Source organism: Streptomyces sp. NPDC088246, from assembly GCF_044741025.1.
Classification (GTDB): Bacteria; Actinomycetota; Actinomycetes; order Streptomycetales; family Streptomycetaceae; genus Streptomyces.
The window spans coordinates 173,658-198,490 of the sequence record NZ_JBIURV010000008.1; the positions used below are offsets into that span (position 1 = coordinate 173,658).

Here is a 24,833-nt window from a genome sequence, read left to right on the forward strand (position 1 = left end):
GGTGGGGCGCGGTGCGGCGCACCGGCCCGCACCCGGCGTGGCGCGGCCGTCGGGTGAGCTTTGTCCGGCCGTGCTCATCGGGCACCCCCAAGGGATATCGCCAGATGGCCGTTCTCCGGCCGGTCCGGGTCGTTGTCGCAGGTGGCGATCTCCAGCGGGCCGAGCCGCAGCACGCCGTCCTCCCTCTCTCCTCGGTCCTCCTCGAAAAGCCGCCGCAGCCGGGTGACATGAACGCTTTCCACGCCCTGGACGGCCGCCGCGGCCGCGACCAGCCGGCTGAGCCTGACCGGCTCGCCGAACGTCAGCGCGTCAGGGTGGAAGAAGCCGAGCCGCCCGCCCTCGAGCCGGCCATTGCCGAGCACGCGGTACAGCTCGGCCAGGATCTGCCCCTGCTGGTGCCCGGGCTTCGCGCACACCGACAGTGCGATGTCGAGCGGTACGAGACGCGCGGGCCCCACCACCACGTCGTGACCGATGCGCCGGTAGGCCTCCAGCGACTGGGCCACCGAGTCGAGGAGCGCCGGCGCCGGGGCCCCGGCGCCTTCGGCGTCGATCGCGATGTGCGCCTCCTGGACGCTGCCCGTCCAGCGCAGCTCCGCCGCCGCCCTCTGTACCCCGGGCAGGTCCGTGGCGAGGGCTGCGTAGTCGTCGGCGGTCACGGCGCGCAGCCGGGTGCGGCGCAGGTCGAGCGGTGCCAACTGGCGTACCTGCTCGACGGGTTCGGGCTCGGTGCCGCCCACGGCGGGGAGCGGGTTGCGTACCCCGGTCACCAGCGGCTCTTCGACCCTGTCCACGTCGTCACCATCGCGACGGAGCACCAGGTGGTTGATGGCCTCCGCGCCCACGTTGCCCGCGAGGCCGCCGCCCAGCCTGTAGCGGAGTTCCAGGCGCGAGCCGGGGGCCGGCTTCGCGCCGTGCCGCCCGTCGCCGAACCGCAGCGCGAGCCGCCCGTCGTCCTCCAGCTCACCCACGAAGTGCAGGTCGCGGGGACCGCTTTCGAGCAGATCGCGGCGCGGCGCCCAGCGCAGCCCGCCCTCGTGGATGCGCACGGCGGGAAGGGCGCGGCGCGCGTCCTGCACGAGCCCTGTCGTGGCGGAACCCCGCAGGACCGGCTCGTCGGGGTGGAGTCCCTCCGCATACGCCGGGCCCCAGCTGTGTGCGATCTCCCAGGCGATGTGCCCGTCGAGGACCGCCCCGGCGCGGGCGCGCGCGGTCAGCACATCGATGCGGCGCAGTTTGGAGTCGAGCAACCGGTCACTGCGGTGAAGGAGTTCGCGGAGCGCGCGGACCGGGTGCAACCGCAGTTCGAGACGATCGAGGACCCGCAGGCCGTAGATCACGGCCAGTTCTGCGATCTCCTCTTCACCGAGCCCGTCGCGGTCGCGGACGCTGCGCCACAGCTCCACCAGACGCTGTTTCACCCGGCCCGGGATGGCGCCGATCCGCTCGGCCTGCCCCGCAGAAACGGCCCCGGGGTCGGGGAACGGCACGGCCTGCACCACCGGGGAGCGGCCGAGCAGCGGCCGGAAGCGGGGTGCGATGCCCGGGTAGACGGACTGTGCGAGCAGCGTGCGCAGCGCCGCGGCCTGTGCGTACGCCGTGCCGGGCACGACGCGCTCCTGCCGCTGCCCGGCCGGCTCCAGGCCGAGCCCGGCGCGTACGATCGCGTCCTCGCCCACCACGTCGAACAGCTCGCGGATGTCGTCGGCGGTGAGTTCCGCGCCGCACTCCGCCTTGTCCGTGTGGGAGTTGATGAGCTTCGCCGTCGCGTTGCCCTCGTCGGGGTCCCAGCAGCCGAACGCGGGAGGGCCGCAGGGGACCAGGGTGGCGGGCGCGGGCGGCACGGTCGACGTCTCAGGCAGTGTCTCCCCGCACCAGCGCAGCGTACGGCCATGGTCGACGAGGACCACGTTGCCGCGCGCCAAGCCGACGTCCTCGACGGGTGCGCAGCCGCGTCCGCCGCGCGTGGTCAGGCAGAGCGGGAAGCGCAGCGCGTCCTCGGCCGCCCAGGTGACCTCCAGGACCGGCTGATCCTCGATGCGGTCGACGCCCGGGGTGACGGACGTGAGACGCACGGCCTGGCGGTGCGTCGGGTCGGCATCGCCCGGTGTTCCGCTGCGCGGCCCCCTGACCTCCTCCAGGACCAGCAAGTCGCCTGGTCGCAGGTCGAGTTGGCGCGCCCCGCAGGTCTCCGCGTCACGCCACTCGTCGCGCAGCGTGGCCGACGTGGCCCCCGTCGGCAGGGAGCACACGTCGCCGCCCCAGGTCCAAAACCGTATCGCGTTGTGCGCGGGGCGCAGCTCAAGGGATTCACCGGCCGCGACCGGCTCGAAGACCTCCACGGAGCCCTGCTCGGCGAGGTCGGCGAGGTCCCGGTCGTCGACGACCGTTCCGGGCGCGGGTCGGTCGTGCGGATCGAGGACGCGTACGTCGACCGATGCGAAGCGGAACGTACCCGCCGGCAGCGTGTGCTCACCGGCCGCCTCCACGGTCACGTACGCACGGGAGGTGCAGCCGTCGTGCATCGCATAGTCGATGAGCCGCACATGACGGCGTACGGAAACCCGGCGTCGCGCGGTGTCGAGATACGCCTCCGTGGCGACCGCGTCCTGCTGATAGCTGATCTGGTCGCCGGTGTACGCGAGCAGCTCGACGAGAGTCATGCCCAGATCGGCCGGGTTGCGCTCGACCCAGTCGGGTGTGGTGAGGGCCAGGCGGTCCAGGAGGAGCTTGCGGATGGTGTCGTAGTCGCGGGCCGTGTAGTCGACGACCGGGGTACGGGGGAAGGAGGGTTCCTCCGTCGTCTTGTCCGCGCAGTCGAACGGCGTGGGACAGTCGGGACGGAAGCGGAACACCGCGCTGTGGTAGCGCCGGTCGAAGCCGCGGAAGGGCTCCGTGCCCGGCCGCCCGTACGGGTCGGTCTCGACCAGGCCGAGCCGGTAGCGGGAGGTGTCGCCGGCCTTGTCGAGCGTGACGTACAGACGGTCGTCGAGCTCGGGGTCCTCCTCGCGCTCCACACTGACGTCCACGGCCTCGATGCCGGTGATCCGCCGGCCGCCGTCGATGCGCACGTTCTGTGCGCGCAGGCCGTGCGGGGCCTTGCCGAGGAAGGAGACGGTGAGCAGGAGCCCGTCGTCACTCACCTCGACGGCGTCGACTCCATTGAGTTGCGCCGCCCTCACCTTGGCCCGTCGAGTGGATACGGGACTGCTCATGCCTCGGCCCTCCCTTCGAAGACGTCGTCACGACGGCTCGCCGTGGAGCGCACGGTGTACGACACATACACGCGGACGACGTTCTCCTCGCTCACCACGTCCAGGGCCGCGACCTCGATGAGGTCACCGAGCCAGCGCTGCAGTGCAGCCTGAACCGAGAGCTCCAACGCACTCGCCAGCTCAGGGCTGTTGGGGGTGAAGACCAGATCGAGCAGGCCGCAGCCGAAGTCGGGGCGCATCACGCGCTCGCCGGGGCTGGTGAAGAGCAGCTGCTCGATCAGGTCGCGGACATGCTCGTCGCGGTCGGCGTGAGCGGTGCGCCCCCGCCGGTCGGCCCGGAACGGAAAGGCGAGATCGCTGCGGACCCGGGTGCGGGGGTTCACCGGACGGTCACCTCTCGCTGCGCGGACTGGACGAAGGGCGGGCCCTGCGGCACGAACGCCGCCGTGACGCACTGGGCCGCGGAGGTGTCGAGCAGCACCGGCGTGCCGTCGACCGTGATGCCGGTGGCGTCCGCGGACCAGCGCACGGCGGCACACGGCTCGGGCACGCCGCCGACGGTGTGGGGGCAGCCGGCCACGGCGTAACTGTGGGCAGCCGTCGCGACGGGCGCGCCATTGATGAGCACGGCCCGGCCCGACGAGCCGGCCGTCGGGGTGGCGCGACCGCCGTGCGGGCAACTGATCACGGCACCGGAGCCACCGCCGGAGCCGGCGGTGAGCAGATTCCCGGAAATCCCGGACATCCTGTTGATCCCCCGTCTTCTATCGCTTGGCGGCCAGGTTCAACTGGCCCTTGTTGATGGTCACTTCCTTGCCGCGCAAAATGATCTCGGCTCCGTCGCCGGTTGCGATGACCACGGCTTCCTTGGTGATCCGGATGTAGGCGCCGTCCTGTGCCTGGAGCAGAATCCCTTGCTCGGGCGCGTCATTCATCACGATCTTGTGATTGCCCGGCGTCTGGACGACGACCGGTTTGTTCGGCGAGTTCTGCTGCACGGCGGTGCGCGCGTCCGGTGGCAGCTCGGCCTCGGCCCCGTACCAGCACCCCGTCCACACCGGGAAGCTCGGATCGCCCTGCTCGAACTCGACCCACACGCCCGCGCCCGGCGGCGGCACCACGAACTGGCCCGCCTGCGGTCCGGTGAAGGGCAGACAGGGCAGCGCCCACGTCGACGGCTCGTCGCCCAGTACGTCCGGGACCTCGGCCGTGACCCGGCCGATGTGCAGCGGGTCGTTGTTGTCCACGACTCGGCCACGGAACTTGCCGAGGTAACGATTGTTGGGTGCCGCCATACTGAACTGCTCCTGGTCTGTGGGATGTTGCCCGGTGGTGCGTCAGGGCCGGACGTAGCCGCTGCGTGCTTCGAGCCCTTCTCGCGACAGGGTGAAGTTCTGCTGGAAGGAGCCCGGCCGCAGGTTGTGCGTCACGGACTTGACGTAGTAGTCGCCGTCGTATGCACGGCCGGAGCCGCGCACGCCGACCAGCCGGCGCGGCTGCAGGATGTAGCCGTGCCGGTTGACATCGAGCGATCCCGATCCGGAGATGACATCGGCGGACACGGCCGCGCGCGCGAGCAGCTCGGCCTCGGCCGCCTCGCGTTGCTGTTTGGCGGTGCCGGAGAGCGTCCTGCGCTTGAGCGCGGGGGTGGCCCGCTTGCCGAGGGGCGGGCGCAAGGGGCTGATGACCGGCTGGGGGAGCAGGGTGGACTGCCGGGTCCTCGGGTCCTGCCAGCGCGCCTGAGGCTCCTCGCGGGCGGTTCCGTCGTACGCGAACGTCAGCTGGTCGACCGTGGAGCTGGCGTCCATGTTGACGTTCAGGGCGTGCTGGCGGATGCCGAGGCGGACCTCGGGGCCCCAGCGGGCCGACGACTGACCGGGGGTGGGGCCCGGATCCAGATAGAAGGTGTAGCCGTTGGCCCGGGCCAGATCGGTCACGTACTGCAGATCGGTGCCCGTCTGGTAGTGCACGCGCAGATTCTGGTGCGGAGGCTGGGAGATCTTTTCCGTGTACACGTCCGGCCGGATGCCGTAGTCCGAGTAGCGGCGCAGGATCGCGAGCACACGCTCGGACGGCGGCAGGTTGGGATACCGCTCCGTGCGCTCCTCCAGATCCATGAGCAGCGTCAGGTCCTCGCCGGTGACGGTCAGGGTGGAGTGTCCCGGCTGGTTGCTGGTTCCCACTTCCTGACGCACGATCAGCCCGTCGAAGAGGACCTCGGGGGTTCCCTTGACCGTGACGGTGACGATGACGCGGGTCTTCGGATCGAAGAATCCCTCGGGGAGCAGAGTGCGGCTGATGAGCCCGTTCTTGGTCAGATCGAAGGCCAGCTGGAACCCGCTCCGCTCACCCGCGGTCGCGGTGATCTGCGCCGAGAGAAGCGCCTCGGCCACCTCGGCGGGGACCGGCCGGGCCAGCTGGGGTCCCATGGAGAGGGTGATGTGGACAGGGCCCTGGCCCACGGGCAGTTCAGACACGCCTCTCTCCCCGCGGGAAGTTGCCGGCGAGCGGTATGTCGATCTCGCTGCCGGGTTCGGCGGTGAGTTCGCGCGGGTCGAGGACGGGGTTGGCGTCGGCGATCTGCCACCACTGGCCGGGGTCGCCGAAGTAGCGCCGGCCGAGGAGGTCGGGGCGCTCGCCGGTGCTGACGGTGTGCGGCTGCGTTTCTTCGGGGTCGTCTGCGATCGGGGGCAGCAACCGGCGCTTGGTGTAACGGACTTCGGTGCCGTCCGGCTGCCGGTGTAAGCCGATCTCGGCGTCGTGGTAGCGGCTGGAGCGGGGGTAGGGATGGGCGCCGGGTATCGCGTCCAGGGCGTTCTCGTACGGTTCCGTGCCGGCCATGGTGTCCGGTCAGCCCCTTCCCATGCCGATGTCGCCGGGGGTCAGCCCGAGCGTGCCGAGACTTCCCGCCCGGGCGGCGCCGGCCAGCCGCTCTTTCTGCGCGAGGTGCGCGAAGTACAGTTCGGCGCCGCGGTGTCCGGCCGGCAGGTCGCTGACCGTGAGGACCTTCAGGCCGATGCTCAGCGAGGCCCGGATCGGGTTCAGATTCACGTCGAAGGCGGATTCATTGATGGACAGTTCGGTCAGGCGCACGGGCATGACGCGCTTGCTGCCCCACGTGAAGAGGGTCAGCGGCATCTCGATCGGGCTGATCTCGATGGTTCCCTTCTTGGACAGGCGTCTGGCTTCGCTCAGTTGGGCCGAGGTCGGCTGCACGAGCATTTCGAGGACGGCCAGTTGGGGGTGAATACCATCCGGCGCGGCGATCTCGAACTGGTCGGTGGCGTCGATCTCTGCGGTGAACTTCCAGGTCTCCTGCGCCGGGCCCTTGAGTCGCAGGGCCTCGTTGCGGTCCCCACTTCCGCTGCCGCCTCCGCCGGAGTCTCCACTGCCGCCTGCGGACTGGGGAGAGAGGCTGCGTTCCAGGGTGTCCGGGTTGAACTGGAGCACGATGATGCGTTGGGGGGTGCCGCGTTCGGGGTCTACGAGGACTATTCCGGAGCGGATGGGTTTGGGGATGTCGGGGTAGCGGGTCACAGGCGGGCCTCCAAGCGAGTGGCCAAGGGTGCGTAGTCGTAGTCAGGGAACTGCTCCGGGAATACCCGCAGCATCGTCCTGAGATTCTCCAGGATGTATCCGTACTCCCTTTCGCCGAGCGGTACGTCGGCGAACAGGTACTGCCAGCCGGTCGCGCCTTTCGTGATGAGCAGATTGTCGAGATAGTCGCGGTAGTCGAGCTCGAGCCGAACGTAGTCGTGGTACCTGTCGAGGAACCAGATCTCCGGATTCGTCACACCCGGATGGAACCGCATGGCGGCCAGACGCCCTTCGCCGCCCGAGGAAATGTCGTCCAGGATGCGGAGCTCCGAAAGGAGTGCGCGGTCGCTGTCCTGCCGGGTCAGGTCGTCGATCGGCAGCCTGATATCCGGTGTGACGTCGATGCTCACGACGTCGAATTCGCCGACGAGCGGGGTATCGGAGGCTGCGGCTCGCCACTGCAGTGCCATGTTCCGGTAGGGGAAGAAGCACTCCAGCAGCCTCGGTTCGAGTGGATAGCCGTCCTCGGCGAGAAGCTCGTACAACCCTGCCGTGTCCGCCCCTGGACCCCCCGGCCCCCGGTGCTGGTCGACGACGTCCAGGAGCGGCGACTCACGCACCTCGCGGAACACCTGTTCCAGACGGCGCTCATACGGAAACATCTGATTCATTCCTTACAGTTCCTCGTGCAGCGGGTTCCAGTCGACCTTTCCGGGTATGCCGTCGAGCGCCTCGAGCTTGACTATCGCCGCTTCGAGATCGGGCATCGCTCCGTTCCCCAGAGCGGCTTTCCTCGCTCGAAGAGCCTGCTTGAAACGCCTTATACCCCTGTAGGCCCCTCCGGGTTCCACTTCGCGCTGTTTCACGATGTGCTGGGCAAGGCTGGACTTGATCTTGAGCCGCTTACCGATGGTGGTAGCGCCGTAAGTGTTGATGTAGAGCTTCTTCTTTTCGTCCGTCTGGGGCGGTTGGAGGCTCAGTCCGACGGTTTCTTCGGCACCCGTCCTCTGCCAGTCGCTCCGCTTCCCTCCCGTTCCCCTCGTCTTCTTGTACTGACCGAAAGTCGAACGGATGTAGCTGGGAAAGTCATTGAAGGCGCCGGTGTATCCGAACTTCACTCGGGATTCGTACCAGATGGGCATCTTCCGGAAAGCGCGCCAGGCGGGCATCTCCACACCGAGCTCGAGGTCCTTGTTCACCCCGCGCCGGGCCGGAACAAGGTTGTTGCCGGTTGCCAGTCCGCCGAGCCTGGACGGGAGAAGGTGCGCCCTCACCCAGGCTCCGCCCCTCGCGAGCCTGCGTGACGGGTCCGTGATGTAGTTCCAGCCGTCCGGCTTACCACGGGGTGCGGCGCCGGCCTCGGTACCCCACGGGACGCGCGGCTCACTCAGGAACTCCGCGCTGATGACATCTGCTCGACCGTTGTGGAAGGCAGGGAGCTTCGGCTTCGGCAGGTCATCCGCCGCCGTCGGCGCCCCGGGCGGAACGCTGTAGGCGGAGGGCTCGGACCGGGGTTCCGAATAGTCGCCATCAAGTACAGGGAGTGACGGATTCAGGGATGCCACGACCGTGAACGGATCTCCTCCGACGGGTGCGAGTCCGGTCAGCCGGTAGTAGAGCTTCATCGACTTCAGGAGGCCGAGGAACCCTGAGCGGCGAATGCCGGGGCGCATCACCCTGGACAGCCGGGGCCGGATACGCGCCACGATCTTGCGGAGCCGTGCGTCCTTGGACTCCTTCGAGTTCTCGTCCTTCTTCTGTCTGTCCTTGTCCGGCTTGGACTTGGGTCGGCCAGGACGGCTCTTTTCGGGGCGTGGTTTGGGCTTGCCCGGGCCCTTACTGTCAGGCTTGGGGCGAGGCATGCCGGGACCGTCCTTGTCGGGCTCGGGCTTCGCCTTCTTGTCGTCGCCGTCCTTCGGCTTGGGCTGCTTGCCGTCCGGGTCCTTGTCCGACCTCGGCTTACCAGGGACGTTCTTGTCGTCCTTGGGCTTGGTGGGGCCCTGGTCCTTGCCGTCGTTCTTGGGCTTGTCCGCGCCGGGCGCGTCGTCCTTCGGCTTTTCCTGGGTTCCCTTGTCGTCCTTCGGTTTGCCCGGGGCCGTGTCCTTGGGCTTCGTATCCGGGCCGGCCTGCGGCTTCGGCCGGGGTTCCGGCTTCGGCTTGGGCTGCGATGCGGGAGTCGGGCGCGTGTCCGGCTTCGGGGGAGCGTCCTTGTCGCCCTTCGGCTGACTGTTCTTGCCGGTGCCCGTGGGCCTCTCGGGGGCGGTCTTCGTACCGGGCTTGCCGTCCGGCTTCGGCGCCGGCCTGGTGTCCGGCTTCGGCGCCGACGTCGGCTTGGTGCCCGGCTTGGGTGCAGTCGCCGTCGGGGTGGGAGCCGTCTTCGGGGCGCCCTTGTCGCCGCCCTTGTCGTCCGAGCCCTGGCCCGCAGGGCTCTTGCCGTCGCCCCTTCCGCCCTTGTCCCCCTTGCCCAGCTTGGCCGCCACCCCCTTCAGCCGCTTGCCCACCTTCGCCACGTACTTGCCGATGCCGCTGATCAGCGCCTGGTAGGCCAATTCGAGGAGCGCCACGATGCCCGACGCGACGGCCTTCGCGAAGAGGATGCCGGCGCCGCCGCTGCGCACGGCCTTCAGCCAGGAGATGACCGCGCCGATCGCGCGCAGGATCGCGCCGAGCGCGCCGATGGCCGTACGAATGGCGTCGATGACCGCCATGGCCCAGCCCGCGCCCGGGATCAGTTTGGCGACGACCTTGGTGATGACGATCTCGCCGATGATGAAGGGGAGTTGGGGGACCACGGCGTCCCACGTCTCCTTGACGATCTTGTCCAGGGTGTAACCGCCCTTGAACAACTTCTCCAGGATCGCCTTGGGGACGCCGATGATCTCCTCGATCTTGGACTGGAACCACTGCTTGACGGCCGCCTGCACCTCGCGGAACAGGTGATGCTTCGCACCGTCAACCGCCGAGTTCTTCGCACCGCTCAGCCAGCCGCCCGGGTCGTCCAGGAAGTCGACCGCGATGAGCATGAAGTCGCCCAGCGCGCTCAGCAGTTCGGAGGCGTACTCGAGGATCGTCTTGACCGCGTCGACGATCGCCTTGATCACGTCCTGAAGCATCTTCTTGAGGACGTTCAGGATGTCGCTCAGCATCTTCGCCATGGCGTTCAGCAGATCGCTGATGATCTGCTTCAGCATGAGGGCGAGCCGGTTGACGAGGGCGATCGCCGCCGCGATCAGCGAAGTGATCAACTTCCGGATGCGGTTGGCCAGTTCGATGACAGCCCGAACCATCGCCTTGGCGAATTCGATCAGATCATTGATGAGCGCCTTGATCGTGTCGACGACGAACTTGCGCGCCTCGTTGATCCAGCGCTCGACCGTCTCCTTGAAGTTCCTGATGAAGCCGATGACCGCGTCACGTGCCGCTTTGATGACGCGGACGATCGCGTTCTTGATCTCGATGACCTTCTTCTTGATCCAGTCGAAGGCCTTGGTGATCCAGTTGCCCGACTCCTGGACGCTGTTGTCGCGCTGCTTCTCGGCGTCCTGTTCGGCCTTGGTGTTCTCGTCCTGGATCCTCTTGTCGCCGTCGTCCTTCTCCTTGGTGACGTCCTTGTCGGTCTTCTCTTCTTTGTCCTTGACGTCCTTGCGGACCTTGTCGTGCCGCTCGGTCTTCTTCGTCCCGAGCTTCTTGAGCTCTTCGTCCTGCTCCGCACGCCAGTCGGTGCGCCGGCCGGTGACCTCGGTCAGGGCTTTTTCGCGTTCGCCCGTTTGGCTCCTGGTGTTCTTCGCGATCTCGGTGTCGACCTGCTGCTTGTGCTTCTGCTGGGAGTCGCGGAAGTCCCTGTCCTTTGTCTGCCGCCCCTCGGACATGCCCTTCTGGCCCTGGCTGAACGCTGCCTGGAACTGCGGACCGCGATCGTGCTCCGCCACCGCCGAGGCCGCCTCGGGGGGAACGGCACCAGTCGACGCGCCGCCATCGGGCACACCGCCCCTGCCGCCCTGCTGACCGGGCACCTTCCCCTTTATTTGCTCCTTGGGAGCATTGGGGTAGACCTGGTTCTCACCCATAGGGCGTCCGGCGTCGTCACGGGCCGTGGTGATGGTTTCCTGGCCCTTGGTGTCGACACTGTCGCTCTGTTCGCCAGCTGTCTGCTCGGCGGCGTCCTGCATCTGTACGCCCGGCGCGTTGCCGGCCCGGGCCTTCTTGAGCGCTTCGTCCTTGGTCGGAAGGCCCGCGAACTTGGCGGCCAGCTCCTGCTTGTCCACCTTGAAGCCGAGCTTGTTCGCGAGCCAGCCCAGACCGAAGCCCAGAGCCATCTTGAAGGTGTCCCAGCCGCCCGGCTCTTCCGCCTTCTCGGCCTCGATCTGGCCCTCAGGCTCCTTTGCGCCCTTGACTTCGGCCTTCTCGTCCTTGGGGGCTTCGGACTTCTGCGCGGGGTCCTGGGAGTACTGGGCCGATGCGTCGGACTTCGGCTTGCCCTCCAGCGTCCGGGGCGCGCCCGCCGGGCGCTGCATCGAGGGCGGCGCGGCGGCGAGCGCCTTGTGCTCGTCGCCGACGGTGCGGTCCACCGAGCCACTCACCCCGGACATGGCCTGAAGTGCCTTGTGGGGTTTGAGTTTCGAGGCCGTGGACAGGCCCGCTTCCGGCGACACCGTCGACAGGTTCGGAGCCGGCGCGGCGGCCTTCTTCCCCTTGGCCGACGGATCGGCCCCGCCGCCACCGCCTCCCGCGCCGCCCCCGCGCGATCCCTGAGCAGCGGGAGCCGGCTTCGACGCCGCGGCCTTCGGCGCGGGTGCCGTCTCAGGAGCGGGTGCCGCCTCCGGGGCAGGCATGACGGCCGGCGCCTCGGGGGCCTGGACGGGCTCCGGAGTGGCGCCCGCGGGAGCCTTCGCCGTCAGGGACTCCAATGGGGAACTGCCCGCGCCGCCGGGCGAATCCGCGTTGGACCGGCCGGTGACATGGCTGTCCCGTGCGGGCGAGGGTGACTTCGCGTCCGCCGTCGGCTCGCTCTTGGCCGCCGGAGCCGAGTCCGTCTTCTTCTGCTCGGCCTTGGCCGCCGCCTCCGGAGCGGCCCTGCCGCCCGTCGCCTGCGGGGAGGCCTTCTCCTGGGCACCACCCGACTTGCCGCCCGAGGCCGGAGTGCCCTTCTCCTCCTTGGCGGCCGCTTCGCCGATGGTGCCGCCCGCGGCCTTGCCCGGTGCCTCCTGCACCGTCCTCTGCGCGGCAACGGGCCCGGCCTTCGGGTCGGTGCCGCTCTTCGGGTCCCGGGACGTCGCCTCCGGTCCGGGCGGCGCCTCGGCGGCCTGTTCCAGGTCGAGACCGCCGATCTGCCCGTCGCCCGGACCGCTTTCGTCCGCCTGCGCCGACGGCTCAGTGTCGGCGCCGCCGTCCTCGAGGTCGGGTTCGGCTTCTGCAACCGCGTCCTCGGAGTCCTCCGCGTCCCGCTCGGCCTGCACCTTGTCGGCCTTGGTCACGGGGGGAGCGGGGAATGACGGGAGCGCGCCGGCTGCCGAGGAGGCATCCGTCTCCTCCACGGTCGGCACGGTGGACACATCAAGGTCCTGCGCGGGGAGGAAGTCATCAGGCTGGAGCTTGATGTCCCAGGCGCTCTTCTCCTCGCCCCCGACCTCGACCTCCGACCCACTGCCCGAGCCGGACGTCTCGTCGTCGGCCTCCTCCGCGAAACCGTCGAGATCCTGATTGCGTACGCCATCCAGCGTGCTGAGTGCGCCGGGCAGCTGCGTGTCCTTGCCGGACACCGTCGGCGAGCCCGTGGGCTCGTCCGCCCCGCGCTTGTCCTCCTGCACCAGCTGTCGGCCAGCCACCAGCGCGTCGACCGCGCCCGGACGGTTCCTGGCCGCGGACTCCTCCTTGCTCGCGACCGGAGCGCCCTGCTGGTCCTGTCCCTCCTTGGCCTCCTCAGGGCCCGCGGCCTTCTTCTCACCGTCCTGCTGCCCGCCGTCGGACTTCCCGCCCGGGGATGCGTCCTGGCCCGACGATTGCTGCTGAGGGGCGGCAGCCGGCGCTGCCGCAGCCGCCGGCTGCTGTCCCTCGGACGCCGAACTCCCGCTGCCACGACCCGAGTCAGCGCCCGGCTTATGCTTCTGCCTGCCACCCTGCGGCGCGCTCCCGCCCTGCGGAGTGGCCCTGTCCTCCCGGGTGCCACCGTTGCGCGGGGTACTGCCGACGGCGCCCTCCGCGCGGGCCTCGTCCTTCTCCGGGCCCGGCGCCCCTTCCAGCCTCTGCCCCTCTGCCCGCTCCTCCTCGGCCGACTGCCGCGCGGTCTCCCGCTCGAACCACAGCCCTTCGGCCGGATCGCTCTCGGTAACCGGGACGTCGAGCGAATTCTGCTCCAGATCGTCCACGTTCTCGATCTCGTCGACGAGATCGAGAACCCGCTCGTGCTCCGAGCTGAGCAGCCTGCTCTCCAGGTGCTCGAGCACACCGTCCAGCAACTCCTCGGGCAGCCTGGCCAGTTGCATGCGCGTGCGCTTCGACCGGTCCTCGGGGTCGCCGCGCAGCGAGCGCACGACCGAATTCGTCAGCCGGTCCACCAGGGTCGCCGGATCGATCTGCTCGATCCGGCTCCGGTCCGCGTCCACGGTGGCGTACCGCATCCAGCCGGGAGTGGCCTGCCCCTCGGTCACCTCTGAGGCCGCTTCGGACTGCTTGCCGACGGAAGGACGTACGAGATCCTGCGCGGCCGACTCCGCCTCGCGCTCGATCGCCTGCTGCGGCAGGCTCACCGCGCCCAGGTCGCGCCCGGCCCGCAGCGCACCGAGACCGTGCGGGTTCTGCACGGTGTGCAGGAGTTCGTGGGCGAGCAGCCGCTGCCCCTGTGCCGTGCCCGGCAGATAGGCGCCCTCGCCGAAGAAGATGTCCTGGCCGACTGCCACGGCGTCCGCGCCGAGCAAGTCGGTGAGCGCACCGGAGTCGCGGTCGGTGTGCAGGCGTACGCGGCTGAAATCGTGGCCGAGCTGTTCCTCCAACTCCCTGCGCACGCCGAGATCGAGGGGCTGCCCGGCACCGCTGACGATGTCCTTCGGCTCGGGCGCGCGGGACTTGGCGGCCCGCTCCCTGCGCTTGCGGCGCCGCTCGGCGGCCTGGTCGGCGTGGGCTTCCCGGGTCTGCGATGCGCTCAATGGGTCACCTCCCCGCGGCCCGAGAGACCCGCGTGAACCGCGCGCGCCAGCTCCTGTCCCAGACGACGCGCGGATACACCCGCGGGGAGCGGCGGCAGCGCGGAGAGCGTGTCCAGATTCCGGCCGCCGTCCGCGGCGATCGGGATGCCTCGTTCCCGTACGAGACGCGTCAACTCCCGCTCGAACGAGGCAGATACATGTTCCGGGTCCACGCCGAAGCCGTCGAGGACCAGCTCACCGATGTCCACCCGGATCGTGTGCGGCTGCCGCTGCTCCGCTGCGCGCACGCCCCGCTCTCCTGTCACACCCATCCGCGGACCTCCGAGGGAGTCAGGGAGCGTTCCAGCTTCACGTACTCGGTACGGGCCGCGGCGAGCATGTGACGCATCTGCAGCCGGTCGCCCTCCTCCGCGGCGAGGAACGCGCCCGACAGAGCGATGTTGCGGATCGAGCCGCCCGCGACCGTGAGCTGCGCGAGCAGCTCGGGGTCGATGCCCTTCGTCGGCGTCTGCGCCGGAAGCACACGGCGCCAGATCTCGGCGCGCTCATGCTCCGCGGGGAACGGGAAGTCGACGACGAAGCGGATACGGCGCATGAACGCCGTGTCCAGGGCCTTCTTCATGTTGGTGGTGAGGACGGCCAGGCCCCGGTAGGCCTCCATGCGCATCAGCAAGTAGCTGACTTCGAGGTTGGCGTACCGGTCGTGGCTGTCCTTCACCTCGCTGCGCTTGCCGAAGAGGGCATCCGCCTCGTCGAAGAGCAGGAGGGCACCGCCGCGTTCGGCGGCGTCGAAGACCTTGCGCAGGTTCTTCTCGGTCTCGCCGATGTATTTGCTGACGACCTGCGAGAGGTCGATGACGAACAGGTCGAGCCCCAGCTCCTTCGCCATGACCTCGGCGGCCAGAGTCTTTCCCGTACCGGACCCGCCCGCGAACAGGGCTGTGACGCCGAGACCGCGACGCAGAGTGGCGGCGAAGCCCCACTCCTGGTGGACGGTCGCACGCCGGCGCACGTGCGCGACGATCTCGCGCAGGGTGCTGGTCTGCCGCTCATGCAGCACCAGGTCGGGCCAGCCCGCCTCCGGCTCGATCCGCCGTCCGAGCCCGTCCATGCCGACACGGGCCTCGTCGAGCCCCGCCCGCCAGGCGAGCGAGGCGGCGTCGCGCTCGTCCTCGTCCGGCAGATCACGGCGTACTGCTTCGGCCGCGGAGCGTATGACGTGCGGCGGAAGCTGGAACTGCGCGACCAGTGAGCGCAGGTCGCCCTCGTGGATATCGGCGACGCCCTCGAACGCACCCGCCCAGAGTCCGAGCTGTTCCTCGTCGTCCAGGTGCGGCACGTTCACGCGCCGGCCGCGCGGACGCTCCGTCGGCCGGGGATCGGGACTCGATACGACGACGGGCACGGCGGCACCGGCCAGGAACGCCTCCGTCGCGGCGTGCTGATCACGGTCCAGTTCGCCCACCTCGACAAGAAGCGCTGCCGGCAGCAGAATCGCCTCGCGCTGCCACAGGCGGGCGAGGAGGTCGCGCTGCGCAGGGTCGGTGGGAATGTCCTCGGCGCTCATCGCGTACAGGCCGAGTCCGGCGCGTGCGGCCGCCGCCGCGGCGATGTCGGCCCGGCTGCGCAGATCCCCGCCGATGACTTCGACGAGCAACGGCGCGCCGGGCCGCGCCGTCGTCGTCCAGCCCGCGGTGACGCCGGACACCGCGAGGTCGTACGACGGCGGCAGCTCGTCCGGCACCGGAGTGCGCCGCAATTGGCCGTGCAGCCGGGTGTCCAGATACGGCGAACCGAGCAGGAAGTGCAGAATCCGCTCGTCGAGCCGCAGCCGGGACCGGGTGAGCCGCGTCTCGTCCTCCAGGTCGACCACCCGCCAACGGCGCAGCGGCGCGACCGGAGTCAGAGCGCTCCAGTGCGCCCCGCCCAGCGTGGCGAGCGCCAGCGAGAAGGTGGGGTACGCCCGATCGGGATCCCCGCAGGCAGCGGCGCAACGCGTGGCCGTGGTGGGGTCCAACTCGTAGGCGGCGGTGAGCAGTACGAGGTCCCGCTCGAACGGGGTGAGACCGAAACAGGCGGTGAGGGCGTCGAGGGGCGCGACACCGGGACCTGCGACCGCCGCGCCCGCGAGGTCAGGCTCGGTGCCGTGCGGGGGCTGCTCGTCGCCGGGAGCCGTCGAGGTGGACCCGTCGGCGGATCCGTCACCGGGCACGCCGTCGCGTGCCGCGCGTGCCGCGTGGGCGTCCACCAGGGCGAGGACGCGCCGCACCTCCGCGAGCAGTGCCGACCGCTCGTCCGGCGTGGCCGCCGTGCCCTTCTCGTACGCACCCATGTCCTCACCTGCCCCCGTCGCCCGCACCGCGCCTCAGCTCCCGTCGTCCTCGGAGCTGCCCGTGCCGGTGGCAGTTCCGTCGGAGGTGGTGCGCTTGGCGGCGGTGGACGCTGTCGACTTGCGGGTCCGGGCGGGCGTCTTGGCGGGTGCTTTGGCGACGGCCTTCGTGGACTTCCTGGCGACGCTCCTCGTGACGGGCTTGGTGTCGGTCTTCGCACCCGGCCCGGTGGCGTGCCTCCCTTCGGACCCGGCGCCTGCCGTCCCGGCCGGTTCGCCCCCGTCTCTACCGTCGCCGCCATCGGCCGCGCCGGGCGGAACCGGTGCCCCTGGAGCCCCGAACGGCAGCGCCCGAACCGTGCTGCGCTCCACCGGCTTCGCCGGCGCCGGCGTCTCGCGGCCCTCGATCAGGACCAGCGCCGCCTGGTACGTCACGGAGAGTGTGTACGGCGTCTGGTTGAGCATCCCCCACAGCTTCGACGTCTCGTCGATGTCCATGACCGTCGGCACGAACCGCACCCGCTGCGCCGCGGCGGCGAGATCGCTGTCGGCCAAGTAGGGCCTCTCACCGGCCTGTTCGATGATGTCGTGAGGCAGCACGGGAATCTCGTGGAGCGTGCGCACCACGCTTCCGATGAGCCGTTGCCCGACCAGCTCCGTCTCCTCTCCGTACGCGCTGATCACGAAGTTCAGGTCGAGTGCCGCCGCGGGCCGCTTGAGCAGCCTGCCGTCCGGTGCGCGGGTGGTCAGATCGTTGTTGCGCTGCGAAGTGTTGGGCGTGACCTGGTAGAGAAACACGGTGATGGTGGGCTCGGTGGGCGGGTCGGCGGGCGGCTTGCGGGTCTCGACCTTGACGGCCATGTCGATCTCGGGCTGCAGATTGGCCTCGATCAGCAGGGCGAGGGCCTGGGTGACGTGGGCGATGGCGAGTGCGTTGCTCATGGCGTCAGTTCCTCAGTCCCTGATCCCGTAGTCCCTGATCCTGTTGCGAACCGTCCGGCTGTCCTCGCGTCGTTCACTCGCGCCCCCGCGCCAAGTAGTCGTCCAGGTTCACGGTCGCCCCGGACCGCCGCGCCGGGGGCGACTGCGTCCGGCCGCCGCCGGAGGGCGCCGCCGCCGTAACCTCCAGCCGCCCGATCTGCACGTGCACCACCTGCTCCCCGCCCCGCCCCGACCGCCTGCCCGTCGCCTGCCGCACGGCGTCACGCGCTGCCGCCGTGTCCGCGGCGCTGGGCCGCAGGGGAGAGGGCGTGATGGCGGAAGCGGCGTTTGCACCCGGGGGGATGGGTACGGAGGCCGCGCTCCGGGATGTGGGTAGGTCCGCTCGGGTACGCACTGCTCGACGTTCCCGGTCCGGAGCGAGCCCGGGCCCGGGCGTCACCGCGGCGGCGGGCCGCAACAGCGGGACCACAGGGACCTCCCGCTCCGCCTCGCGAGATGCGGCGGGCCGCTCCGGTCGCGGCGCCCGATCGGCCCGTACGACGGTCCGTTCCCGTTCCGTACGGAGGTGGACCTCACGGGAGCCGGGTCGATCCGCCGACCCATCGTTGATGGACGGTACGCGGGGCGTGCTCGGCCACAGGGGCTCCGGTGTCTCCGGCTCCCCGGCCCGGACCGCCTCGACCCGCTCGAAGGGGCCCGCGAGGCGTGGCCTCACCCGCACCACCCCGGGGCGCGGCGCGGCGCCCGGCGCGTGGCGGGCGAGCAGCCGGTCGAGGTGGTCGGGGGCCCCGGCGCCCTCGGACGCGCGCCCTGAGGAGTCAGACATCCGCACACAGCTCCAGGTAGTAGCGGCGCCTCAGCGGGCTGAGGGCCAGGATCTCGGGCTCGCTCCACCCGTACGCAGTGGCGAGCAGATGGACGTCGAGCAGCAAGTCCCTTGCCCAGGCGTCCAGTTCTGTCCACAGGTAGGATGCGATGTCCAGTTCCGCGCGGGTTGCCGCTCCGCAGTCGGGGCAGCTGACGTTGAGTGTCACGTCGGCCGCCGGATCGGCCCTCTCCGCCGCCTCGGCGATGCGCCGCTGGACGGCCGGAGGCAGTGCGCCGACCAGCGCGGCGATCTTGTCGGGCGAGTCGTCGGGTGCCCCGGCGGGCATGTCGCCCCCGTCACGTACGACGGAGACGACACACCGTTCGAGCAGCGCCCGGCGCGCGTCCGCATGCCGGGCTGCCGCCGTGAGGTCGGCGACGCTCGGCACCCGGAACTCCACCTCCCAGTCGTCCTCGCGGATTCGCACCGGCGACGCTTCGGGAAAATGCAGCGACCGGGCGAACTCTCCGGCATCCAGGTCGAATTCCATGTCGGTCGCGCATGCCCCGCACGCCAGGCGCACCTGCATCCGCTCGCCGAACAGCGCCCGGCGCAGCGCGAACAGATCGGCCTCGCGCGCGCCCACCGGCAGCGAGAGCAGCACCTCGCTGTCGCCGCCGGTGTCCGGGCGCGCCGCGCGGTGCAGCAGCAGGGCACGCCCGGAAGAGCCCCGGTCGAGCCCGGCCTCCCAGGTGGCAAGCAACTCGGTGGCCTGGGCGATCGCCATGTGTGCCCCCGTTCGTTCCGTTCGGCCTGCGTTGGTTCAACGTGCTGTCGCTCAGGCAGGGTTGAGGAACGACGGCTCCTCGGGCTCCGGCACCTCGTAGTCCCGCTCCCAGCCCTCGCATTCGAGCTTCAGGCTCTGGATGGCCACCGCGTTGGCGTTAGCATCGAGCTCGCCTAGTACCTGGTACTCGCTCGGCCAGGTCCGGTAGAGCTTGTGCGAGACAGCCACCTGGCCGGCCTCGTTCAGGACCTGGATGACGATGTCCTTGCGGAAGTCCGCGAGCGACACCTCGGAGCCGAGCCCCGCGCCGACCTGCCAGACCTTGTTGGCCCAGCGGTCGAACTCGGGGTCGTGCGTCACGCCGCGCTCCAGCGTGATGCCCTCGAACTCGGAGCGTCCCGGCGACTTGCGCGGGGAGCTCGGATCGCCGCCGTGCCGGTGCTTGACGACTTCGGTGGTCCGCTTGAGCGGACTGACCTTGCTGATGCCCGCCACCGTACGACCGTCCCACAGGACCAGGAACTTGAAGTTCTTGTACGGATCGAAACGATGGGCGTTGACCGTGAACTCAGCCATCGAATTTCCTCGGAATTCCTTAGAGCTCGAACTGCCCGGACGTCTGCTGGATCTTGACGATCACGAATTCGGCGGGCCTGACCGGTGCGATGCCGACCAGCACGTTCACGACGCCGTTCGCGATGTCCTCGTCCGTCGTGGTGTCCTTGTCGCACTTGACGAAGTACGCCTCGCGCGGCGTGCTGCCCTTGAAGGCCCCCTGACGGAACAGCGTGTGCAGATACGAGGAGGCGCTGAGGCGGATCTGCTGCCACAGGTTCTCGTCGTTCGGCTCGAAGACGACCCACTGCAGGCCGCGTTGCAGGCTCTCCTCCACATGCAGGGCGAGCCGCCGCACCGGTACGTACTTCCACTCGCTCATCCGGGCGTCGGAGCCCTCCAGCGTGCGTGCACCCCACACCAGCGGGCCCACCATCGGGAAGGTGCGCAGGCAGTTCACGCCCAGTGGGTTGAGCAGCCCGTTCTCACGGTCGGTCAGCTGCACCGTCAGAGAGCGCACGCCCGCGAGCCGTGCCTCCGTCCCGGCGGGCGCCTTCCACACACCGCGCTCGGAGTCCGTTCGCGCGAACACGCCCGCCACCGCGCCCGACGGCGGGAAGGAACGAAGCCGCCCGGTCAGCGGGTCGGTGAGCTGCAGATGCGGGAAGTACAGGCCCGCGTGGTTGCCGCGCACCGCGTCGAACGCGGACAGGCCCGCGCGCGCCGCGTCCACGCTTCCCCAGCTGCCGGGAGCATCGACCAGAAGGAAGATTCGCTGCTGCTCGCACAGGCGCTGCGCCGCCGAGACGACCGTGACCATGTCGTCGGTCGACTCGTATGCCGCGAGCTCCGGCAGGGCCAGCAGGTTGACGTCGGCGACATCGCGCAGCGCCTGGATGCCGGTCTTGTCCGCCTCGCTGCCGATCAGGTCGCGCGGGCCCGGCGCCTCACCGTCCTGGCCGCCGCCCAGCGGGAACACCGGCGGGTTGACCGAAGCCTCCAGTCCCAGGTCGTTGGCGCACTCGCCGACGAAGCGGACGACGTCCGCGCGGTCGGTGGAGCCTGCGACGACCTGAAGGCGCCGGCCGAACGCGGTGACTTCGGCACCGGCGAAGGCATGCCTGCCGGGCGCGTCGGGCAGTGCGCGCAGCTTGCGTTCGAGGAGCAGCGCCAGCTCGGTGACGGTGCACGGAGCCTCGCCGTCGCATGCGGGGTCGTACAGTGTGAACTCGCGCTCGACCTCGCCGATCTTCACAAGCAAGTCGACTGTCAGGTCAGGAAGTTCATGACCGAATGGCTTGGATACGGTGCCCGACGGGTCCGGGCGGCCCTCGCCGACGACGTCCACACGGATCAGGCGCGAGCCGGTGTTGACGACGGTCGGGGCGTAGCGCCCGTCGGCCGGATCCAGACAGAGGCCGGTGAAGGACTCGCGGGCCTCGCCCCTGGCGTCGTACACCCGCAGATTGAATGTCTCTTCCGGGTGCGGCGTGTCGTGGTCGACGGCGATGCGCAGGCCGTTGCCCCACACGCCGGGCTCCTTGGCGTGCACTTCGAGGACCGCACACTCGCTGTGACCCTCGGTGGACTTCAGGGCCGCACAGGCGGCCTTGCCGGTGCCCGCCTTCGCGACCCGCACGATCACGGCGATGGTGCCGCCGTTGCCGAAGAACTGGTGCACCGCGTAGCCGACGGCGCTCTGCGCGCTCAGCCCGCCGAAGCGGCGCTCGAACTCGGTGAAGCTCGTGACCCGCACCGGCTCGTTGAGCGGGCCGCGCCGTGTGTGACCCACGAAGGCGGTCGCCGAGGTGGTCACGGCCGAGATGGTGCGGACACTGCTGGGAAGCTCTTCGACGTAGACGCCGGGATACGTCGGCTTGGCAGCGCTCACTGCATTCGTCGGCATTCCCCCTCCTATCCCTTCTCAGGCACCGGGTGAAGGCACCAAGAGACGGCAGGGGGAGACAGCTCTCGTCAGCGGGTCGGCCCGCTACGGCATGCGCGACCGCTGGGGCCCGTGGTCCGGGGACACCTCGATCGCACGCGCTTCATCAGTTTCCCCCGTCAGCCCCCGGGCGGTTGGCCGTCCGGGGCAAGCAGTCCGCTTGTGACTCCTGATGCATAGGTGCTCAAACCACTCTGGAACGCGTGGAGTTGGCAGGGCAAGGTCTGTTCAGGACACCCCGGGAGGAGGTCCTGTGAAGGGATTGTTCGCGGCGTGCGGGCCGCCGGGCACGTTGTGGGCATGGCCTACACCTTTGTGTCCTCCTTCATCGTGTCGGCGCACTTCTCGCCGGTCACCATGGTGGTGACGCACGGGTTGACGATGACGAGATCCGGCATCGCGGATCCGTCCGCCACCCGCAGGCCACGGATGCCCCGGACCCGCGGACGTGGGTCGAGCGGTGCCGTCGGACCGGCATCGGGGCCCATCTTCACGGTGGCCGAAGGGTGGTAGAGGGTGTTGCAGGTCCTGACGATGCAGTCCAGCAATTCGTCGTCGGACATGACATCGGGACCCGGCGCCGGCTCGGCGCCCGCCCAGTCGGCCGGTGCGGGCTGCGCGGCGATCTCGCGGGCCGGCCGCAGCCCGTGGAGCCCCTGCCGCCTGCCGCGCCGACGCGGTGGCCTTCGCGGACCGCGGGGAAGCGGAAACCCGCCTGACTCCGCCGCCCCGGTCGCCTATCGTCGACGTGATTCCTGGCGGAGGCCTCGGACCGTCCAGGGCGAGGACCATGATGTGGAGGCTGATTGTGCGCTACCGCGAGCTGGGACGCAGTGGAGTGTCCGTCTCCGAGATCGGATACGGCGCCTGGGGCATCGGTGAGTCCGCCTGGGTGGGTGCCACGGAGGACGATTCCGTACGCGCCCTGCACCGGGCCATCGACCTCGGCGTGAACTTCATCGACACCGCCCGCGGCTACGGCGAGAGCGAGCGAATCGTCGGCCGGGTCGTCCGCGAGCGGGCCGGCGACGAGGTGCTCGTCGCGACCAAGGTGCCGCCGAGGAACGGAATGTGGCCGGCGCCCGGCGGTCTGGACCCGGCCGAGACGTTTCCGGGCGAGCACATCCGCGCAAGCCTGGAGACCAGTCTGCGCATCAGCGGCCTGAACCATTTCGATGTAGTGCAGTTCCATGTCTGGAGCGACGACTGGGTCGGCCGTGGCGACTGGCTGGAGACGGTCGCCGAACTGAAGCAGGAGGGGAAGATCCGCCTGTTCGGCGTCTCCGTCAACGACCACCAGCCCGACAACGCACTCGCGCTCGTGCGCAGCGGTGCCGTGGACAGCGTGCAGGTCATCTACAACCTCTTCGACCAGGCGCCCGCCGACGCGCTGCTGCCGGCCTGTGAGGAGCACGGTGTCGGTGTCATCGTGCGGGTGGCGCTGGACGAGGGCGGCCTCACCGGCCGGATCACCGCCGGTACGACGTTCCCCGAGGGCGACTGGCGCAACCGCTACTTCCGCGACGACCGCCCGGCACAGGTCGAACAGCGGGTGGCTGCGATCGTCGCCGACCTCGGCATCGCACCCGATGAGATCGCTGAGAACGCGCTGCGGTTCGTACTGAGTTCGACGGCGGTTTCCACCGTCATCCCCGGCATGCGCACCGTAGGCAACGTCGAGCGCAACACGGCCCTGAGCGACGGGCGTGCGCTCACCGCCGACCAGCTCGCCGTGCTGGCCGGGCACCGGTGGCAGCGCAACTTCTACTCCTGATCCACGGGCGCCGTTTCCGGGGCCGGGCGGTACGCGGTTCACCCCCGCCGACCGCCCGGCTCGGTGCTGCCCGTGTTGAGCGGTATCAGCCCGGTGACGCCGCCGTCGGGGCGGAGCAGCTCGTACGGTGCGTTCTGCCGGTCATGCGCCCGCGCTCCCGTCCTCGGGTGCGGCCGTCACGCGGTTGCGGAGCGTGCCGATGTTCTCGACCTCGACCTCGACGACATCGCCCGGGCGCAGGTGGCGACCGGAGAAAACGCCGGCGCCGCGCGGTGTTCCGGTGAGGATCACGTCTCCGGGTTCGAGGGTCTGGTAGCGGGAGAGGTAGGAGATCAGCCCGGCCACGCCGTGGATGAAGCTGCTGGTGCGGTCGTCCTGGCGTACGTCACCGTTGACCAGGGTGCGCAGCCTCAGGTCGAGTGGGTCGGCGAACTCGTCCGGGGTGACCAGGCAGGGGCCGAGCGGCTTGAAGGTGTCGAAGCTCTTGGCCACGCCGATGGACGCGGTCGGATCGCCCGACATGGCGCGGTGCTGGATGTCGCGCGCGGAGACGTCGTTGGCGACGGTCAGGCCGGCGAGGTGGCTCTCCGCGTCGGCGGCGCAGACGGCGCTCGCGGGCCTGCCGATCACGGCGGCCACCTCGCCCTCGTAGTCGACCTGGCCGGCCGCGACGGCCGGCAGGCGGATGTCCCCGCCCGGCGCGGTGACCGCGGATCCGGCGACCACCTGGAAATTCGGCTCCGTCGGCAGGGTGATGCCGGGCCGTCCCATCGCGGCGAACATCTCCAGGGCCTCCTCCGCGTGGCTGCGGTAGTTGAGGCCGACAATCAGGATCTTCCCGGGCCGGACAACGGGGGCGTGCACCCGGACCTCGTCGAGAGCGATCCGCCGGACGACCGCCGCCGCGCGTGCGGCGTCGATACCCGGTCCGTGCAGGAGGGCGCCCAGGTCGGCGAAGGGGAGATCGAGTACGGAGAGCTCGCCGGGGCTCTCCTCCCTGGCGATGCCCAGGGCTGTGCTGTACAGGCGCATCACGGACTCCCGCGTGTTGAGGTCACCTTCTCTTGTTTCTGAGTCAAGAGCTTTCTTGTTTCGGAGTCAAGAGTTCATCGGCTGCCGGGTTACTGTTCTCCGATGCCGGGGATGGGGGCGAGGGTGCGCCGCCTAGGCTGGGTTGCTATGCCACGGAACCGTCAGCAGATCCCGAAAGCCGAGCGCGAGGCCGTCCTGGTCGACAGTGCTTGGGAGCTCTTCGCCGTCAAGGGGTACAAGGGGACCAGTCTGGCCGAGGTCGGCAAGGCGGCCGGCGTCGCGGCCAACGCCGTGCGCTGGTACTTCCCGACCAAGGACGACCTGTTCGCCGCCACCCTGGACCGCCTCTTCCTGCGTGAGCGGGAGCATGTCGAGGCGGACCCCGCGATCGGAGGTGATCCGCGGCGGCAGCTGGTGACGTTCCTTGCCGACCTGGAGCCGTATCGCGGGCTGCACCGGGAGGCGTACGACCGCATGGACGAGTCGCCGGCCCTCGCCGACGTCTACTCCCGCATGCGGGAGTGGCTGGAGGGCCGTCTTCTGGCGGCCGTCGCGAGCCGACTGTCCGAGGGGACCGATGTCGCACCCGTGGCGGACATGGCCCATGTGCTGTTCGAGGGGCTGCTGGTCAGTGCCCGGGAGCTGGACCGGTCGACCGAAGAGTTCATCGACCTCCTCGTGGAGGCGCTGGTGGCCGTCGCGGTGGCGCGCTGAACGCGATCTCTTGACTGCCATACAAGAGCCCGTCTAGGGTTCTCTTGTATGGC

19 protein-coding genes and 1 pseudogene are annotated in these 24,833 nt (G+C 69.9%); 2 read left to right on the forward strand and 18 right to left on the reverse strand.

What is annotated here, in order from left to right:
• Positions 1–74: 74 nt before the first annotated feature.
• From ACIPEK_RS14150 to ACIPEK_RS14230, 17 genes and pseudogenes are all read right to left on the reverse strand, one after another.
• Positions 75–3,215, reverse strand: coding sequence for a putative baseplate assembly protein (locus ACIPEK_RS14150; protein WP_401995036.1), 3,141 nt, complete (start codon positions 3,213–3,215; stop codon positions 75–77).
• Complete coding sequence (locus ACIPEK_RS14155) at positions 3,212–3,598, reverse strand: GPW/gp25 family protein (RefSeq protein ID WP_401995038.1); 387 nt, start codon at positions 3,596–3,598, stop codon at positions 3,212–3,214. The genes ACIPEK_RS14150 and ACIPEK_RS14155 overlap by 4 nt, the downstream gene beginning before the upstream one ends.
• Positions 3,595–3,960, reverse strand: a complete 366-nt coding sequence (locus ACIPEK_RS14160; RefSeq protein ID WP_401995041.1) for a hypothetical protein — start codon at positions 3,958–3,960, stop codon at positions 3,595–3,597. Before ACIPEK_RS14160 ends, ACIPEK_RS14155 begins: the two co-directional genes overlap by 4 nt.
• Before the next feature lie 19 nt (positions 3,961–3,979).
• Positions 3,980–4,510, reverse strand: coding sequence for a phage baseplate assembly protein V (locus tag ACIPEK_RS14165; RefSeq protein WP_401995044.1), 531 nt, complete (start codon positions 4,508–4,510; stop codon positions 3,980–3,982).
• A gap of 42 nt (positions 4,511–4,552) precedes the next feature.
• Positions 4,553–5,692 carry a hypothetical protein gene (locus ACIPEK_RS14170; RefSeq protein ID WP_401995047.1) on the reverse strand — a complete coding sequence of 380 codons (1,140 nt, stop codon included), beginning with the start codon at positions 5,690–5,692 and terminating at the stop codon, positions 4,553–4,555.
• Entirely contained in the window at positions 5,685–6,056 is a 372-nt protein-coding gene (locus ACIPEK_RS14175; protein WP_401995049.1) for a hypothetical protein, read from the reverse strand. The genes ACIPEK_RS14170 and ACIPEK_RS14175 overlap by 8 nt, the downstream gene beginning before the upstream one ends.
• A 9-nt stretch (positions 6,057–6,065) precedes the next feature.
• Entirely contained in the window at positions 6,066–6,752 is a 687-nt protein-coding gene (locus ACIPEK_RS14180; protein ID WP_401995052.1) for a hypothetical protein, read from the reverse strand.
• Positions 6,749–7,414 (reverse strand): hypothetical protein, encoded by a 666-nt coding sequence (locus ACIPEK_RS14185; RefSeq protein ID WP_401995055.1) that lies wholly within the window; start codon positions 7,412–7,414, stop codon positions 6,749–6,751. The genes ACIPEK_RS14180 and ACIPEK_RS14185 overlap by 4 nt, the downstream gene beginning before the upstream one ends.
• Before the next feature lie 12 nt (positions 7,415–7,426).
• Complete coding sequence (locus tag ACIPEK_RS14190) at positions 7,427–13,894, reverse strand: DUF4157 domain-containing protein (RefSeq protein ID WP_401995058.1); 6,468 nt, start codon at positions 13,892–13,894, stop codon at positions 7,427–7,429.
• Positions 13,891–14,181 carry a hypothetical protein gene (locus ACIPEK_RS14195; protein WP_401995061.1) on the reverse strand — a complete coding sequence of 97 codons (291 nt, stop codon included), beginning with the start codon at positions 14,179–14,181 and terminating at the stop codon, positions 13,891–13,893. Before ACIPEK_RS14195 ends, ACIPEK_RS14190 begins: the two co-directional genes overlap by 4 nt.
• Before the next feature lie 14 nt (positions 14,182–14,195).
• A complete protein-coding gene (locus tag ACIPEK_RS14200) occupies positions 14,196–16,226 on the reverse strand; it encodes an ATP-binding protein (protein ID WP_401995064.1) in 2,031 nt (676 codons plus the stop codon).
• 33 nt (positions 16,227–16,259) lie between these two features.
• The gene (locus tag ACIPEK_RS14205) at positions 16,260–17,165 is read right to left on the reverse strand and encodes a DUF4255 domain-containing protein (protein WP_401995067.1); all 906 of its coding nucleotides are present in this window, start codon (positions 17,163–17,165) and stop codon (positions 16,260–16,262) included.
• 73 nt (positions 17,166–17,238) lie between these two features.
• A complete protein-coding gene (locus tag ACIPEK_RS14210; RefSeq protein WP_401995070.1) occupies positions 17,239–17,991 on the reverse strand; it encodes a hypothetical protein in 753 nt (250 codons plus the stop codon).
• Positions 17,984–18,760, reverse strand: a complete 777-nt coding sequence (locus ACIPEK_RS14215) for a hypothetical protein (protein ID WP_401995073.1) — start codon at positions 18,758–18,760, stop codon at positions 17,984–17,986. Before ACIPEK_RS14215 ends, ACIPEK_RS14210 begins: the two co-directional genes overlap by 8 nt.
• Before the next feature lie 51 nt (positions 18,761–18,811).
• On the reverse strand, positions 18,812–19,336 hold the full coding sequence (locus ACIPEK_RS14220) for a phage tail protein (RefSeq protein ID WP_067023001.1): 525 nt from the start codon (positions 19,334–19,336) through the stop codon (positions 18,812–18,814).
• A gap of 19 nt (positions 19,337–19,355) precedes the next feature.
• Positions 19,356–21,221: a phage tail sheath family protein gene (locus ACIPEK_RS14225; protein ID WP_401995076.1), complete on the reverse strand. Its 1,866-nt coding sequence runs from the start codon at positions 21,219–21,221 to the stop codon at positions 19,356–19,358.
• A 344-nt stretch (positions 21,222–21,565) separates the two neighbouring features.
• Positions 21,566–21,913, reverse strand: a pseudogene (locus ACIPEK_RS14230) (GMC oxidoreductase); the annotation flags it as partial.
• Between the two features lie 155 nt (positions 21,914–22,068).
• Here ACIPEK_RS14230 and ACIPEK_RS14235 point away from each other — a divergent pair.
• Entirely contained in the window at positions 22,069–23,034 is a 966-nt protein-coding gene (locus ACIPEK_RS14235; protein ID WP_401995248.1) for an aldo/keto reductase, read from the forward strand.
• Positions 23,035–23,175: 141 nt separating this feature from the next.
• Here the strand turns inward: ACIPEK_RS14235 and ACIPEK_RS14240 are convergent, their stop codons facing one another.
• Positions 23,176–24,066, reverse strand: a complete 891-nt coding sequence (locus ACIPEK_RS14240; RefSeq protein ID WP_401995079.1) for a fumarylacetoacetate hydrolase family protein — start codon at positions 24,064–24,066, stop codon at positions 23,176–23,178.
• A 147-nt stretch (positions 24,067–24,213) separates the two neighbouring features.
• On the opposite strand from ACIPEK_RS14240, the gene ACIPEK_RS14245 reads away from it, so the two are divergent.
• Positions 24,214–24,780, forward strand: coding sequence for a TetR/AcrR family transcriptional regulator (locus tag ACIPEK_RS14245; RefSeq protein WP_401995082.1), 567 nt, complete (start codon positions 24,214–24,216; stop codon positions 24,778–24,780).
• Positions 24,781–24,833: the final 53 nt, after the last annotated feature.